At 64.5% G+C, this 14,883-nt stretch carries 14 protein-coding genes; 9 read left to right on the top strand and 5 right to left on the bottom strand.

Translation table 11 applies throughout. The features are described from left to right. Window positions 1–139: 139 nt before the first annotated feature. The 9 genes from AC1TXO_RS00515 to AC1TXO_RS00475 all read left to right on the top strand — a co-directional run bounded on the left by AC1TXO_RS00515 (window position 140) and on the right by AC1TXO_RS00475 (window position 10,459). Entirely contained in the window at window positions 140–1,447 is a 1,308-nt protein-coding gene (locus AC1TXO_RS00515) for a CitMHS family transporter (RefSeq protein WP_486404579.1), read from the top strand. A gap of 71 nt (window positions 1,448–1,518) precedes the next feature. Continuing rightward, window positions 1,519–2,289, top strand: coding sequence for a TerC family protein (locus AC1TXO_RS00510; RefSeq protein ID WP_486404578.1), 771 nt, complete (start codon window positions 1,519–1,521; stop codon window positions 2,287–2,289). A gap of 233 nt (window positions 2,290–2,522) precedes the next feature. Continuing rightward, a complete protein-coding gene (locus AC1TXO_RS00505; RefSeq protein WP_486404577.1) occupies window positions 2,523–4,181 on the top strand; it encodes a Na/Pi cotransporter family protein in 1,659 nt (552 codons plus the stop codon). A gap of 37 nt (window positions 4,182–4,218) precedes the next feature. Next, window positions 4,219–5,625, top strand: a complete 1,407-nt coding sequence (locus AC1TXO_RS00500; RefSeq protein ID WP_486404576.1) for a M16 family metallopeptidase — start codon at window positions 4,219–4,221, stop codon at window positions 5,623–5,625. Between the two features lie 200 nt (window positions 5,626–5,825). After that, window positions 5,826–6,848 (top strand): DUF5924 family protein, encoded by a 1,023-nt coding sequence (locus AC1TXO_RS00495; protein WP_486404575.1) that lies wholly within the window; start codon window positions 5,826–5,828, stop codon window positions 6,846–6,848. Window positions 6,849–6,981: 133 nt separating this feature from the next. Next, window positions 6,982–8,103, top strand: a complete 1,122-nt coding sequence (locus AC1TXO_RS00490; RefSeq protein WP_486404574.1) for an ABC transporter permease — start codon at window positions 6,982–6,984, stop codon at window positions 8,101–8,103. Then, window positions 8,100–8,894: an ABC transporter ATP-binding protein gene (locus AC1TXO_RS00485; RefSeq protein ID WP_486404573.1), complete on the top strand. Its 795-nt coding sequence runs from the start codon at window positions 8,100–8,102 to the stop codon at window positions 8,892–8,894. Before AC1TXO_RS00490 ends, AC1TXO_RS00485 begins: the two co-directional genes overlap by 4 nt. Before the next feature lie 3 nt (window positions 8,895–8,897). Beyond that, entirely contained in the window at window positions 8,898–9,836 is a 939-nt protein-coding gene (locus tag AC1TXO_RS00480; RefSeq protein WP_402759733.1) for an MlaD family protein, read from the top strand. Next, a complete protein-coding gene (locus tag AC1TXO_RS00475; protein ID WP_486404572.1) occupies window positions 9,833–10,459 on the top strand; it encodes an ABC-type transport auxiliary lipoprotein family protein in 627 nt (208 codons plus the stop codon). The genes AC1TXO_RS00480 and AC1TXO_RS00475 overlap by 4 nt, the downstream gene beginning before the upstream one ends. Here the strand turns inward: AC1TXO_RS00475 and AC1TXO_RS00470 are convergent. From AC1TXO_RS00470 to AC1TXO_RS00450, 5 genes are all read right to left on the bottom strand, one after another. Next, window positions 10,441–11,670: a nucleoside recognition domain-containing protein gene (locus AC1TXO_RS00470; RefSeq protein WP_486404571.1), complete on the bottom strand. Its 1,230-nt coding sequence runs from the start codon at window positions 11,668–11,670 to the stop codon at window positions 10,441–10,443. The genes AC1TXO_RS00475 and AC1TXO_RS00470 overlap by 19 nt on opposite strands. Before the next feature lie 136 nt (window positions 11,671–11,806). Then, window positions 11,807–13,141 (bottom strand): glutamate/aspartate:proton symporter GltP, encoded by a 1,335-nt coding sequence (gltP, locus tag AC1TXO_RS00465; RefSeq protein ID WP_486404570.1) that lies wholly within the window; start codon window positions 13,139–13,141, stop codon window positions 11,807–11,809. A gap of 737 nt (window positions 13,142–13,878) precedes the next feature. Continuing rightward, window positions 13,879–14,349 carry an inhibitor of vertebrate lysozyme family protein gene (locus AC1TXO_RS00460; protein ID WP_486404569.1) on the bottom strand — a complete coding sequence of 157 codons (471 nt, stop codon included), beginning with the start codon at window positions 14,347–14,349 and terminating at the stop codon, window positions 13,879–13,881. Window positions 14,350–14,354: 5 nt separating this feature from the next. Further along, complete coding sequence (locus AC1TXO_RS00455; protein ID WP_003252966.1) at window positions 14,355–14,516, bottom strand: DUF1328 domain-containing protein; 162 nt, start codon at window positions 14,514–14,516, stop codon at window positions 14,355–14,357. 41 nt (window positions 14,517–14,557) lie between these two features. Next, on the bottom strand, window positions 14,558–14,839 hold the full coding sequence (locus AC1TXO_RS00450; RefSeq protein ID WP_486404568.1) for a hypothetical protein: 282 nt from the start codon (window positions 14,837–14,839) through the stop codon (window positions 14,558–14,560). Window positions 14,840–14,883 lie beyond the last annotated feature (44 nt).

The raw sequence follows: 14,883 nt of genomic DNA, 5'->3' as shown, positions 1-14,883 counted from the left end.
ACAACAACAATGGTGATACCGATGCTTTCCTGTGCCCGCCTCCCCGCCGTACCCCTCCCGCTATTCCATGCACAGCGCCTGACGCGCTGATCCGCCCGAATCGTCCGTCCTTTCGCCGCGCCACGCCTGGAGTACCGCCATGCTGACCTTCCTTGGCTTTGCCATGGTCATCACCTTCATGTACCTGATCATGACCAAGCGCCTGTCGGCCTTGATCGCCCTGATCCTGGTACCGATCATTTTCGCCCTGTTCGGCGGCTTCTCCGCCAAGATCGGCCCCATGATGCTCGAAGGCATCAGCAAGCTCGCGCCCACCGGCGTGATGCTGATGTTCGCCATCCTCTACTTCGCCCTGATGATCGACTCCGGCCTGTTCGACCCGGCCGTGCGCAAGATCCTCAAGCTGGTCAAGGGCGACCCGCTGAAAGTCTCGGTGGGTACCGCCGTGCTGGCGCTGGTGGTGTCGCTCGACGGTGACGGCGCCACCACCTACATGATCTGCTGCGCCGCCATGCTGCCGCTGTACAGCCGCCTGGGCATGAGCCCGCGGATCATGGCCGGCCTGATCATCCTCGCCGGTGGCGTGATGAACATGACCCCCTGGGGTGGCCCTACCGCGCGCGCCGCCAGCGCCCTGCACGTCGACCCCTCGGACATCTTCGTGCCGATGATCCCGGCCATGGCCTTCGGCGTGCTGGCGATCCTCGCCATCGCCTATATGTACGGCAAGCGCGAACGGGCTCGCCTGGGCGAGCTGCACCTGCCGACCGACGACATCGACCACAGCGAAATCAGCGTGTCGCAGTTCCCCGACGCACGCCGTCCGAAGCTGATCTGGTTCAACGGCGCCCTGACTGCCGCCCTGATGGTCGCGCTGATCTCGGGCGTGCTGCCGCTGCCGGTGCTGTTCATGATCGCCTTCAGCATTGCGATGATCGTCAACTACCCCTGCCTGCAGCAGCAGAAGGACCGCATTGCCGCCCACGCCGGCAGCGTGCTGGCCGTGACCGGGCTGATCTTCGCTGCCGGTATCTTCACCGGTATCCTGTCGGGCACCGGCATGGTCGAGGCCATGTCCAAGAGCCTGCTGGCGGTGATCCCGGATGCGCTAGGTCCATACCTGGCGGCCATTACCGCGATCGTCAGCATGCCGTTCACCTTCTTCATGTCCAATGACGCCTTCTACTACGGCGTGCTGCCGGTACTGGCCGAAGCGGCTAGCCACTACGGCATCACCCCGGTGGAAATGGCCCGCGCATCGATCGTCGGACAGCCGGTCCACCTGCTCAGCCCGCTGGTACCCTCGACCTACCTGCTGGTGGCCCTGGCGGGGATCGAATTCGGCGATCACCAGCGCTTTACCCTCAAGTGGGCAGTGCTGGTCTGCCTGTGCATAATGCTCGCCGCCCTGCTCATGGGAGTTTTCCCGCTGATCAGCAGTCTGTAGGACAAGAGCCTCACCCCACGCGTCGCACCCCTGCCCTGGGTGCGGCGCCTTTACCGTTCGAAGGAATACACATGGAATGGCTGACCAGCCCGGAAATCTGGGTTGCCTTTTTCACCCTGACCGCACTCGAGATCGTGCTCGGGATCGACAACATCATCATGATCTCGATCCTGGTCAGCCGCATGCCCAAGCACATGCAGCCGCGTACGCGGATCTTCGGCCTGGCGCTGGCGATGGTCACCCGGATCATGCTGCTGCTGTCGATCACCTGGGTGATGCGCCTGACCGACGACCTGTTCGTGGTGCTGGGCGAAGGCATCTCCGGTCGCGACCTGATCCTGTTCTTCGGCGGCCTGTTCCTGCTGTGGAAAAGCTCCCAGGAGATCTACCACGGCCTGGAGGGTGAGGAAGAAAGCAGCGACGAACCCAAAGGTGCTGGCGGCAAGTTCTTCTACACCATCATTCAGATCGCCATCATCGACATCGTGTTCTCGCTGGACTCGGTGATCACCGCAGTGGGCATGGTCTCGCACGTGCCGGTGATGATCGCCGCGATCATCGTCGCGGTACTGGTGATGATGCTGTGCGCCGGCACCATCAGCGATTTCATCGACAAGCACCCGTCGCTGAAGATGCTCGCGCTGTCGTTCCTGATCGTGGTCGGCACCGTGCTGATCGCCGAATCCTTCGACGTGCACGTACCCAAGGGCTATGTGTACTTCGCCATGGCGTTCTCGCTGGCGGTCGAAGCGATCAACATCCGCATGCGCACGGCGATGGCGCGCAAGGAAGGCAAGGAGCATGATCCGGTGAAACTGCGCAAGGACATTCCGGGTCAGTAAGTACTGGACGTCTGTGGAAAAGGCCCCTCGGGGCCTTTTTTCGTTGTAGGCGGCAAGCCCACACACATGACAGAAATGTTTCAAATAAATGCATGCCATGCGAAGCTGGCATCCACCGCGCAAAACAACTAAAGCTTCAGTGAGCACTGCACCGAACGCCCAGCCCCGGGCCAGGCTCACGGCTTCACCCATTGGCCCCGCACTGGGGCATCGGTAAAAAGGGGGCCTCGAACATGCTGACCCTGCTCAACCTGCTGTCTGCCGTGGCGCTGCTCGTGTGGGGCACGCACATCGTGCGTACCGGCATCCTGCGCGTCTACGGCTCGAATCTGCGCCGCGTGCTCGGCCAGAACATGGACCGTCGGGCGCTGGCCTTCATCGCCGGTATCGTCGTCACCGCCGTGGTGCAAAGCAGCAACGCCACCGCAATGCTGGTCACCTCCTTCGTCTCCCAGGGCCTGATGGCCATGACCCCGGCGCTGGCGATCATGCTCGGCGCCGATGTCGGTACCGCACTGATGGCGCGGGTCCTGACCTTCGACCTGTCGTGGCTGTCACCGCTGCTGGTGTTCGTAGGGGTGATCTTCTTCCTGTCGCGCAAGCAGACGCGCCTTGGCCAGATGGGGCGCGTGGCCATCGGCCTGGGCCTGATCATTCTTGCACTCGAGCTGATCGTGCAGGCAGCGGCGCCGATCACCCACGCCCAGGGCGTGAAAGTGCTGTTCGCCTCGCTGACCGGCGACATCCTGCTCGATGCCCTGGTCGGCGCCTTGTTCGCCATGATCACCTACTCCAGCCTCGCTGCCGTGCTGCTCACCGCAACCCTGGCCGGCGCCGAGGTGATCAGCCTGCCAGTGGCCATCGGCCTGGTGGTTGGCGCCAACATCGGCAGCGGGCTGCTGGCGTTCATCAGCGCCCGCATGCAGAACGCCGCCGGGCGCCGCGTGGCGCTGGGCAGCCTGCTGTACAAGCTGATCGGCCTGGTGCTGATCATCCCGGTGCTGCACCCACTGGTCGAGTGGATGGATTCGCTGAGCTTCAGCCCACAGGAACTGGTGATCGGCTTCCACCTGCTCTACAACACCCTGCGCTGCCTGATCATGCTGCCCACGGTCAAACCCATGGGCCGCCTGTGCAGCACGCTGCTGCCCGAGCGCGAGGTCGCCAACGGCCAGGTCAAGCCGCGTCATCTGGATGCCTCGGCGCTGGAAACACCAAGCCTTGCGCTGGCCAACGCGGCCCGCGAAACCCTGCGCCTGGGCGATATCGTCGACAGCCTGCTGGAGGCGATGCTGGCCTCGCTGCGCGGCAGTCAGACGGCCCTGCCACAGCAGACCCGCGCCCTGGGCGAGGATGCCGAAGCGCTCTACAGCGCCATCAAGCTGTACCTGGCGCAGATGTCGCGCGAGGACCTGAGCGAGCAGGACAACCGGCGCTGGGCCGAGATCATCGAGCTGTCGATCAACCTCAAGCTGGCCAGCGACCTGATCGAGCGCATGCTGCGCAAGGTCCAGCAGCAGAAGACTTCGCAGCGCCGGGAGTTCTCCCAGGTCGGCCTGGAGGAATTGACGGGCCTGCAGGAGCAACTGCTGGCCAACCTGCGCCTGGGCTTGTCGGTGTTTCTCAGCGCCGACCCCGAGAGCGCACGCCTGCTGTTGCGTGAGAAACGGCGTTTCCGCGCCCAGGAACGGCGCCTGGCGCACGCCCATGTCAGCCGCCTGCAACGTAAAGTGGTGCAGAGTATCGAGACCAGTTCGCTACACTTGGAGCTGATCGCCGACATGAAGCGGTTGAACTCTTTGTTCTGCAGCAGTGCCTATGTGGTACTGGGCGGCGCGGACACCGGCGGGCTTCTGCTCGACAGCGCTCCGGAAGACGCCCGCCTGTCCTGACCCCCGCACACCTGGAGACCGGCCCGGAAGCCTGCCCATGCGTTGCCTGACCCTCGTTTGCCTGATCCTCTGCAGCTTGCCCTCGTTGGCCCTGGACCGCTCCCGGGTCGAGGGCTACCTGTTGCCCAACGGCCTGCAGGTGATTCTCAAGTCCGGCTATGAGCGCGACCATGTGTCGATCCGCCTGGTGGTCGGCGTCGGCCTCGACGACTTCGAGTGCAACCAGCGCGAGCTGCCGCACCTGCTCGAGCACCTGCTGTTCAGCGGCATCGACGAGACCGGCGAAGGCGGCCTGGAGGAACGTCTGCAGGCGTTGGGCGGGGAGTGGAACGCCTTCACCAGCGCTGCCGACACCACCTTCGTCATCGAAGCCCCGGCGCGCAACCAGCGCAAGGTGCTCGACCTGCTGTTGGCGGCGATACGCGACACCAGGATCGACGCCAAGGCCCTGGCCACGGCGAAGAAGATCATCGAACGCGAGGACGGCGGCCATTACGGTCACCTGCAACGCTGGCTCGACCGCCAGGACATCGGTCACCCGGCCAGCGACCAGTTGGCCGTGGAGCTGGGGCTCAAATGCCCGGAGCGCTCGGACATCGACGGCATGACCCTGAAACAGGTGCAGGCCATGCGCGAGCACTGGTACGCCGCCAACAACATGAGCCTGATCGTCGTCGGCGGCCTCGACCGCCTGCTGCCGGCCTACCTCGAACGCACCTATGGCGAGCTGCCGGCCACCGAGCCGGGCGAGCGACGCAACCTCGACAGCATCAGCCAGCAGGCCGAGCAACGCCGCGACCTGACCCGCGGCTGGCTGGGCGATACCGCCAGGCTGCACTGGCTGTTCATCGAGCCGGTGCTCGACAGCAACCACGACCAGACCCTCGAGCTGCTCTCGCGCTACCTCGACTGGGCAGCGTACGATCAGTTGCGCCTGCGCCATGGCCTGGCCTACGGGCCTTCGGTGCGGCGGGAAAGCTTCGGCGACAGCGGCATGCTCAGCTTCAACGCCGACCTCGAGCGCCAGGACATCGACGAAGCGGTGAAGGTGCTGCAGGACCTGTTCGACCACCTGCGCAAGCACGGCCTGGACCCGGACACCTTCGCCCGCCTCAAGGAGGCCGCAATTGCCCGCGAAAGCTGGACCAGCCAGGGCAACAGCGCCCTGGCCGACTATTACTGGGGCGCGCTGAACGACTACGAAGACGGCCGCTTCACCGACCCGATCGGCAAGTTGCGCAAGGTCAGCCTGAAGGAAGCCAACGAGGCGCTGCGGCTGTTGCTCAAGGAGCCCGGCTACCTGCGCATCGAGAAGCCCCTGCTCGGCTATGACGAGCTGTACGGGCTGGTGGCGCTGGGGCTGGGGCTGATTCTCGCCATCGGCCTGATCCGCAGACGGCGCCAGCCGGCGGATCGTCCCAGCGGCGCTACACGCGACAGCTGATTCGGCGGTATCCTGTGCAGGCCTCTTCGCGGGCAAGCCCGCTCCCACAGGTATCCCCAGGTCTCGGCATCACCGGGTACTGGGCCAGAGGCACACCGTAGGCTTCAGTATCACTGGCTACTTGTGGGAGCGGCGGTTCGCCGTTGCGACTTGCCCGCGAAGAGGTCAGAACAGTCACCCCCCTATTGCTGTCCATCCCCATGCCCCCCATACCCCACATCGTCCAACGCATCATCGAACTGCTCAAACGCTACCCAGGGGTGATCGCCCTCGGCGGCTTCCTGTCCGGGATCGGCAGTTTCATCCTGGTCGACCGCCAGGCCGGGCTCGCCAGCTGGATCGCCGTGCTGATGCTGGTCAGCTGGGTCTGGCTGATGCTCGAGAACACCCTGACCGGCCTGTTTGCCCGCACCTTCAAGCGCGAGATCCCGCAGCCGCTGCTGCGCTACGCGACGCAGATGATCCACCAGGAAAGCCTGTTCTTCGTCCTGCCGTTCTTCTTCATCACCACCACCTGGAACAGCGGCCAACTGGTGTTCACCGGCCTGCTCGCCGCCGCGGGGCTGATCTCCATCGTCGATCCGCTGTACTACAGGTGGCTGGCGCCGCGGCGCTGGCTGTTCCTCGCGCTGCACACCTTGACGCTGTTCGCCGCGCTGCTCACGGCGCTGCCGATCATCCTGCACCTGACCACCGCGCAGAGCTTCAAGCTGGCGCTGATCGCAGCCATGGTGCTGTCGTTCCCCAGCCTGGCCAGCAGTTTCCCGATCAACACCTGGCGCCGCGCCGTGGCGCTGGTGCTTGTGACCCTGACCGTGGGTGGCGGCGGCTGGCTGCTGCGCTCCTGGGTGCCGCCAGCGACCCTGTGGATGACCGAAGTGGCGGTGACCACCGAACTGCAGAACCGTGAGCCGGGCGAGTCGCTGGAAGAAATCGCCGCCAGCCGCATCCGCAGCGCCGGGTTGTATGCCTACACCTCGATCAATGCCCCGCGGGGGCTGAACGAGCGGATCTATCACGTGTGGCAGCAGGATGGCAAAGAGGTCGACCGCATCGCCCTGGACATCCACGGCGGGCGCAAGGAAGGCTATCGGGCCTGGACCCACAAGCAGAACTTCCCACCCAATCCGGTGGGCAAGTGGCAGGTCCGGGTGCTCACCGAAGATGGCCAGGTGATCGGCGTGCTGCGTTTCAAGGTGGTCGAGGATGTGCCGGCGGGGTGAAACCTCACCATCGCGCCGTCTTCATCGCGGGACCAGCAGAGTACCTGTGGGAGCGGGCTTGCCCCGCGATTGAAGCCACCACCGCTGCAACAGGCTATGATCTGACCCACCGCCGTCGTGCAGAGTCAGAAGCATGGAGCCCAGCGCCACCCTCGACACCCGCCAGCACCCCGCGCGCCTGCTGATCAGCGGCGACTGGACCCTGGCCCACTACGCCCGCCTCAGGCGCGACAGCGAACGGCTGCGCGACCAGTACGGCGCCGACGCGATCGCCGACCTCAGCCAGCTCGGACGCCTGGATACCGCCGGTGCCTCGCTGCTGGCCGAACTGCTCGGAGCCGAACGCCTGTCGTGCTGCACCGACGAACTCCCCGAGGCCAGCCGCGCATTGCTCAGGACCGTATACCGCTCGGTGCAGGACTACTGCATCCCGGTCAAGGAAGCCGAACAGCCGGTGCTCCTGCAACTGCTCGCGCGCATCGGCTGCGCGGTCGACACCCTGTGGCAGGATACCCGCCAGTTGCTGGGCTTCGTCGGCCTGATCCTCGCCACCCTGGCCACCCGGCTCCTGCAACCGCATCGATGGCGGGTCACGCCGGTGGTCGCGCACATCGAGCAGACCGGCCTGGATGCCGCGCCCATCGTCGCGCTGCTGACCTTCCTGGTCGGCGCCGTGGTCGCCTTTCTCGGCGCCACGGTCCTGGCCGACTTCGGCGCCACCGTCTTCACCGTCGACCTGGTGGCCTTCTCCTTCCTGCGTGAGTTCGCCGTGCTGCTGACCGCGATCCTCATGGCCGGCCGCACCGCCAGCGCCTTCACCGCGCAGATCGGTTCGATGAAGGCCAACGAAGAGATCGACGCCATCCGCACCCTGGGCCTGAACCCCATCGAGCTGCTGGTGGTGCCACGGATGCTGGCGCTGCTGATCGCCTTGCCGCTGCTGACCTTCGTCGCCATGGTCTGTGGCATCGTCGGCGGCGCGGTGGTCTGTGCGCTGTCGCTGGATATCCCACCGGCCATGTTCCTCTCGTTGTTGCAGAGCGACATCGGCGTGCAGCACTTCCTGGTCGGCCTGCTCAAGGCGCCGTTCTTCGCCTTCCTGATCGCCGCCATCGGCTGCCTGGAAGGCTTCAAGGTCAGCGGCAGCGCCGAGTCGGTCGGCGCACACACCACCTCGGCAGTGGTGCAGTCGATCTTCGTGGTCATCGTGCTGGATGCGGTGGCTGCGCTGTTCTTCATGGAGATGGGCTGGTGACTGGCACACGTGAAGCGGTGATCGAAGCCCGTGGCCTGTGCAACCGCTTCGGCAGCCAGAGCGTGCACGAGAACCTGGACCTGGACCTGTACCGCGGCGAAATCCTCGCCGTGGTCGGCGGCTCGGGCAGCGGCAAGTCGGTGCTGCTGCGCAGCATCGTCGGCCTGCGACGGCCCAACGAGGGCAGGGTGAAGGTATTCGGCCAGGACCTGGCCACGCTGAACGACGACCAGCGCTCGCAGGTGGAACGGCGCTTCGGCGTACTGTTCCAGAAGGGCGCATTGTTCTCGTCGCTGACCGTCACCGAGAACGTCGCACTGCCCCTGATCGAGCACGCCGGGTTGTCGCGCGCCGACGCCGAGCACCTGGCCGGCGTGAAGCTGGCACTGGCCGGGTTGCCGATCAGCGCCGCCGACAAGTACCCGGCCTCGCTGTCCGGCGGCATGATCAAGCGCGCAGCGCTAGCCCGCGCCCTGGCGCTGGACCCGGACATCCTGTTCCTCGACGAGCCTACCGCAGGCCTGGACCCGATCGGCGCCGCGGCATTCGACCAACTGATCCTGACCCTGCGAGATGCCCTCGGCCTCTCGGTGTTCCTCATCACCCACGACCTGGACACCCTCTACACCATCACCGACCGGGTGGCGGTGCTGTCGCAGAAGAAGGTGCTGGTCGCAGGGCCACTGGCCGAGGTCGAACGCACCGACGACCCCTGGATTCACGAATACTTTCACGGCCCGCGCGGACGTGCGGCCGAACAGGCTGCCGCAAACGCCGGACAGGAGCACTGAACGATGGAAACCCGAGCTCATCACGTCCTCATTGGGCTGGTCACCGTGCTGGTCGTGGCCGGCGCCATGCTGTTCGGCCTGTGGCTGACCAAGTCCAGCGTCGACGATGCCTTCAAGGATTACGAAGTGGTATTCAACGAAGCGGTTTCGGGCCTGTCCCGGGGCAGTGCGGTGCAGTACAACGGCATCAAGGTCGGCGATGTCAGCACCTTGCGCCTCGACCCGCAGGACCCACGCCGGGTGCTGGCACGCATCCGCCTGAGCGCCGATACGCCGGTCAAGGAAGACACCCAGGCCAAGCTCACCCTCGCCGGGGTGACCGGCAACTCGTTCATCCAGCTCAGCGGGGGGACGCCGCAGAGCCCGTCGCTCAAGGGCAAGGACGGGCAACTGCCGGTGATCGTCGCCTCGCCATCGCCGATCTCGCGGCTGCTCAACGACAGCAGCGACCTGGTGACCAACATCAACCTGCTGCTGCATAACGCCAACCAGATGTTCTCGGAGAACAACATCGAGCGCCTGAGCAACACCCTGGCCAATCTCGAGCAGACCACCGGCGCCTTCGCCAGCCAGAAGGGTGGCATCGCCCAGGCCATCGAGCAGTTGGGCCAGGTCGGCAAGCAGGCCAGCGCCACCCTGGCCGAGACCCAGGCCCTGATGCGCAATGCCAATGGCCTGCTGGGCAGCGAAGGCAAGCAGGCCTTCGGCAGCGCCGAACAGGCCATGCAGTCGCTGGCACAGAGCACCGCGACCATCAACGACCTGCTCAAGAACAACCGCGAAGCGCTCGACGATGGCGCCCAGGGTCTGAATCAACTGGCTCCGGCCATCCGCGAACTGCGCGAAACCCTCAACGCCCTCAAGGGCATTTCCCGGCGCCTGGAGGCCGACCCCAGCGGCTACCTGCTGGGCCGCGATCCGAACAAGGAGTTCCAGCCATGAGGCCGTCCCTTCGCCTGCTCGCCGCAGGCAGCCTGCTGAGCCTGGCCAGCGCCTGCTCGATCCTGCCGCAGGCCGAACCGACCGATATCTATCGCCTGCCGGTCAACCAGCCAACCCAGGCTGCGACGGCAGTGGACTGGTCGCTGCGCCTGAACAAGCCGCTGGCCAGCGAGGCGCTGGCCGGGCCGCGCATCGCCGTGATCCCGCAGGGGGATGTGATCAGCAGCTACAAGGGCGCGCGCTGGAGCGATCCGGTACCGCTGCTGGTGCGCAACCGCCTGCTCGATGCCTTCCAGCGCGACGGTCGGGTCCAGCGCCTGAGCGCCGATGACAGCAACCTGCAGGCCGACTACGAACTGGTGGGCGAGCTGCAGGCGTTCCAGAGCGAATACCGCCAGGAAGGCGTACAGGTGCTGGTCCGCTACGATGCGCGACTGGTGCAGGGGCGCAGCCAGCGCATCCTCGCCAGCCAGCGCTTCGAGGTGCGCCAGCCGCTGGCCGACAGGCAGGTGCCGGCGGTGGTCAGCGGCTTCGGTGCTGCCAGCGACCGGCTCACCCGCCAGGTGGTGGACTGGACCGTGGCCCAGGCTTCACGCATGCAGGCTCAGGCGAAGAACCAGTAGCAGACGAAGATCGCCGCGATCACCCCGGACAGCTCGGCCAGCAGCGCGCAGCCAACGGCGTGGCGCACACGCTGGATGCCCACGGCGCCGAAGTACACGGCCAGCACGTAGAAGGTGGTTTCGGTGCTGCCCTGGATGGTCGCGGCCACCAGGGCAGGGAAGCTGTCGACGCCGTGGGTCTGCATGGTCTCGATCAGCATCGCCCGCGCCGCACTGCCGGAGAACGGCTTGACCAGCGCGGTGGGCAGGCCCTCGACGAAGCGGCTGTCCACGCCCATCCATTCGACGGCATGACGAATACCGTCCAGGGCCAGCTCCAGCGCTCCCGAGGCGCGCAGCACACCCACCGCGACCAGCATCGCCACCAGGTAGGGCAACAGGCTTTTGGCGACATCGAAGCCCTCCTTGGCGCCTTCGACGAAGGCCTCGTAGACCTTCACCTTGCGCAGCGCACCGATCACCACGAACAGCATGATCACCCCGAACAGCGTGAGGTTGCCGAGGATCGACGACAGACTCGCCAATGCAGCCGCCGACAAGGTGCCGAGAAACGCCATGAAGCCACCCAGCAGCAGGGCGCCGGGGATGAAATAGGCCAGCACCACCGGATCCCACAGGCGCAGGCGCTGCATCACGGCGACCGACAGCAGGCCGACCAGGGTCGAAACGCTGGTGGCCAGCAGGATCGGCAGGAACACCAGGGTCGGGTCGGTGGCGCCTTGCTGGGCGCGGTACATGAAGATGGTCACCGGCAGCAGGGTCAGCGACGAGGCGTTGAGCACCAGGAACAGGATCTGCGCGTTGCTGGCCGTGGTGCTGCTGGGGTTGAGCTCCTGCAACGCGCGCATGGCCTTCAGGCCGATGGGCGTGGCAGCGTTGTCCAGGCCCAGGCCGTTGGCGGCGAAGTTCATGGTGATCAGGCCCAGGGCAGGGTGGCCGGGCGGTACTTCCGGCATCAGGCGCGCGAACAGTGGGCCGAGGACCTTGGCCAGCCATTCGACGATGCCGGCCTTTTCGGCGATCTTGAGAAAGCCCAGCCACAAAGTGAGGGTGCCGAACAGCAGGACCATGACCTCGACCGACAGTTTGGCCATGGCGAAGATGCTCTCGACCATCGCGGCGAAGATTCCCGCGTTGCCACCGACCAGCCACTGGGCCAGGGCGGAGATGGCCGCCACCACAAAAAAGCCGAGCCAGAGGCCGTTGAGCATCTGAAGTCCCCCTGAAAAATGCTCGAATGATAGCGCATAAGGCGCTCTGAATCCGATCCGCCCCCTGTACGAGCGCGTCGGACTCTACAATGCAAAAAGCCCCGACGGGTCGGGGCTTATGCTTGCAGCTCGAGGCTTACTGGTTGACGGTCTTGCCCGCCACCGCAGCTTCTTTCTTGCCGTCGGCCTGGAACAGCGAGTTGTAGTACGCCTCGCCCTTGGCGCTGTCGTACATGCCTTGCCACTTGGCGATGACCACCGCGGCCAGGGCGTTGCCCACCACGTTCAGCGCGGTACGGGCCATGTCCATGATGCGGTCGACACCGGCGATGAAGGCCAGGCCTTCCAGCGGGATGCCCACGCTGCCCAGGGTCGCCAGCAGTACAACGAAGGAGACGCCCGGCACACCGGCGATACCCTTGGAGGTGACCATCAGGGTCAGCACCAGCAGCAGTTGCTGGCTGATCGACAGGTCGATGCCATACAGCTGCGCGATGAAGATCGCCGCGATGCTCTGGTACAGGGTCGAACCGTCGAGGTTGAACGAGTAACCGGTCGGTACCACGAAGGAGCAGATCGACTTCGGTGCACCGTACTTCTCCATCTTCTCGATGACGCGTGGTAGCACGGTCTCGGAGCTGGAGGTCGAGTAGGCGAGGATCAGCTCGTCTTTCATGATGCGCATGATCTTGATGATCGAGAAGCCGAACACGCGCGCCACCAGGCCCAGCACCATGAAGGCGAAGAAGGCGATGGCGAAGTACACCAGCAGCACCAGCTTGGCCAGCGGCAGCAGGGAGGCGAAGCCGAAGTTGGCGACGGTCGCGGCGATCAGGGCGAACACGCCGATCGGGGCGTAGTTCATGATCATGTGGGTGACCTTGAACATGGTCTCCGACACGCCCTGGAAGGTACGCACCAGCGGCTCGCGCAGGTCGGCGTTGAGGCTCGAGAGGCCCATGCCGAACATGACCGAGAAGAAGATGATCGGCAGCATCTCGCCACGCATCAGCGCTGCGAAGATGTTCGACGGGATCAGGTTGAGCAGGGTCTCGATGAACGCATGCTCATGCTGCACCTCGGCCGCAGTGGCCTGGTACTTGGAGATGTCGACCGTGCCCAGGGTGCTCATGTCGATACCGGCGCCCGGGTGGAACACGTTGGCCAGGACCAGGCCGACGACGATGGCGATGGTGGTCACCACCTCGAAGTAGAGGATGGTCTTCAGGCCGATACTGCCCAGTTTCTTCGCGTCGCCAACCCCGGCGATGCCCACGATCAGCGACGAAATCACGATCGGGACGACGATCATCTTGATCAGGCGAATGAAGATGTCGCCGGCAGGCTGGAGGATGTTGCTGATCCACCATGCCTTTTCTGCACTGAAGTGATTCAGCAGCGCGCCGACTGCAACACCCAGTACCAGACCGATCACGATCTGCCAGGCGAGGCTCAGTTTTGCCTTCTTCATGTCGTTACCTTTGTTGTAGTGGTCATGGTCAGCAGAGCGGAAAACCGCGTCCCAGAGCCGTTGGCAACGTCACGGGCAGCGATTGGCTTCCGTCCGGCGACCCGTTTCGACGGTCACCGCCAGCGAGCGAACGAACGCTCGGGCCAGCGAAAAAGGCGGCAACTATTGCGATGGGAAGGGGGGCAGTCTAATGCCGGAAACGACTACCCCATGCCGAATCGGCATAGGAAAAGACTGCAAATCGGCCAATACAGCGGCTTAAAAATCCACTCGTTCGGATTTCCGAACATGGCCAAACCGCCATTTTTCGGCAGAAACGGCGGTATCCGTTCGAAGGCTGGAAGGGGTTGTTCGACAATCCGAATGGGCCGGATCGTACGGCTCGCGCACCGTGATCGGAGGGAAAAAATTTCGATGTACGGTTACGACAAAATGTGTCTCGAAGGAAAAATCGTACAAGTACGTTTAAGGAAGGAAGTCTCCGAATGGACGCTTCGGAAGCCAGGCCAGAACCTTGTGCCTTGTCTGACACGCTGACCTGGATCTTCCGATGCTGTCTCTCCTGACCCGGCCCTTGTCGGAGGTACTCCCTGTACCCCTAGGCCACTCCGACCCTGAAGCGATCAGAACAGCCCGGCCCCCTGGTCATGTGCTGCCTCTCCTCGAGGCGGCGCATCATGGAAGGCGCAACGCTAAAGAAGCTGCGCTTCCATCTGATTACAGTGCCCGACCGCCGGTCAGTACCAGTTCGGGTCGCGCTTGAGCTGCTCCTGCAGCATCTTCTGCATGCCTTCGTCCGGCTTGCCCAGCCAGCGGTAGTCCGCATGACGGGTCGGCGACTTGTCCGAGGGCAGGCCTTCGGGAACCTCCACGAGCATCCCGTAGGCTTCGTCCTTGTCCCAGCTGAACGCCACGATCAGGCGTTTGTAGGTGCAGTTGGTGTCCGACTCGCACAGCGGGCCGACGAGGTATTTGTCGCCGTCCTCGGTCACTGCGGACATCTGCTGCGCCGAGCTGCCACTGAGGTTGATCACCCACTCAGGCAACCGCTCTTCGTTCTTGATGGTCTTCTGCCAGGTCTGGCGGTACTCCGGGTCCGATCCCAGCAACTGGTTGGCCCGCATCTGACCGTCATTGGCTGCCATGGCCACCGTGCCACCGCCCAGCAGCAGGGCGGTGGCCAGGGCTTTGCAGAGCATCCTGCTCATGATCGTCAACCTCTACCACGGCCGAAGAAGAAGGAAGCGACGAACAGGACCAGGAAGACGATGAACAGGATCTTCGCGATACCGGTTGCAGCGCCGGCGATACCACCGAAGCCCAGCACGGCGGCGACAATGGCGATGATCAGGAATGTAATAGCCCAGCTCAGCATGGTGATTCTCCTTTCTTTTCGGGATCGGGTCGGCGCACTACTCAGAACACCCAGCGTTCCTGGGGAACGATGCTGTCCAGGGTTGCCGGAGAAGCCTTGGCCGAAGGCAGCGGCTGGGCTGCCTTGACCAGGGTGGTGGCGTGATTCGTCTTCAATTGCGTCAGCAGCGCAGTCTGGGCCGCTACCTGGTCCGCCAGGCGAGCGGTCTGCCAGCTGTGATAGAACAGGCCGGCGGCGAGCGTCAGGACCAGCGCCATCGCCAGATACATGAACTGGTGCATGTGCAGTGCTGCATCCTGCGAGCGATTGACTTGACGGTTCATGCCGGCTCCTCCTGCTGTCTTTGTTATCCAAACCTTGAGGAGAT

It is taken from the genome of Pseudomonas sp. FA117, assembly GCF_057370475.1.
This window is presented reverse-complemented; position numbering and strand designations above follow the sequence as displayed.

What these genes read in the sequence shown, in the direction of transcription:
- AC1TXO_RS00515 (WP_486404579.1), top strand. Translation starts at nt 140, where the DNA reads ATGCTGACCTTCCTTGGCTTTGCCATGGTCATCACCTTCATGTACCTG.
- AC1TXO_RS00510 (WP_486404578.1), top strand. Translation starts at nt 1,519, where the DNA reads ATGGAATGGCTGACCAGCCCGGAAATCTGGGTTGCCTTTTTCACCCTG.
- AC1TXO_RS00505 (WP_486404577.1), top strand. Translation starts at nt 2,523, where the DNA reads ATGCTGACCCTGCTCAACCTGCTGTCTGCCGTGGCGCTGCTCGTGTGG.
- AC1TXO_RS00500 (WP_486404576.1), top strand. Translation starts at nt 4,219, where the DNA reads ATGCGTTGCCTGACCCTCGTTTGCCTGATCCTCTGCAGCTTGCCCTCG.
- AC1TXO_RS00495 (WP_486404575.1), top strand. Translation starts at nt 5,826, where the DNA reads ATGCCCCCCATACCCCACATCGTCCAACGCATCATCGAACTGCTCAAA.
- AC1TXO_RS00490 (WP_486404574.1), top strand. Translation starts at nt 6,982, where the DNA reads ATGGAGCCCAGCGCCACCCTCGACACCCGCCAGCACCCCGCGCGCCTG.
- AC1TXO_RS00480 (WP_402759733.1), top strand. Translation starts at nt 8,898, where the DNA reads ATGGAAACCCGAGCTCATCACGTCCTCATTGGGCTGGTCACCGTGCTG.
- AC1TXO_RS00475 (WP_486404572.1), top strand. Translation starts at nt 9,833, where the DNA reads ATGAGGCCGTCCCTTCGCCTGCTCGCCGCAGGCAGCCTGCTGAGCCTG.
- AC1TXO_RS00470 (WP_486404571.1), bottom strand. Translation starts at nt 11,670, where the DNA reads ATGCTCAACGGCCTCTGGCTCGGCTTTTTTGTGGTGGCGGCCATCTCC.
- gltP (WP_486404570.1), bottom strand. Translation starts at nt 13,141, where the DNA reads ATGAAGAAGGCAAAACTGAGCCTCGCCTGGCAGATCGTGATCGGTCTG.
- AC1TXO_RS00460 (WP_486404569.1), bottom strand. Translation starts at nt 14,349, where the DNA reads ATGAGCAGGATGCTCTGCAAAGCCCTGGCCACCGCCCTGCTGCTGGGC.
- AC1TXO_RS00455 (WP_003252966.1), bottom strand. Translation starts at nt 14,516, where the DNA reads ATGCTGAGCTGGGCTATTACATTCCTGATCATCGCCATTGTCGCCGCC.
- AC1TXO_RS00450 (WP_486404568.1), bottom strand. Translation starts at nt 14,839, where the DNA reads ATGAACCGTCAAGTCAATCGCTCGCAGGATGCAGCACTGCACATGCAC.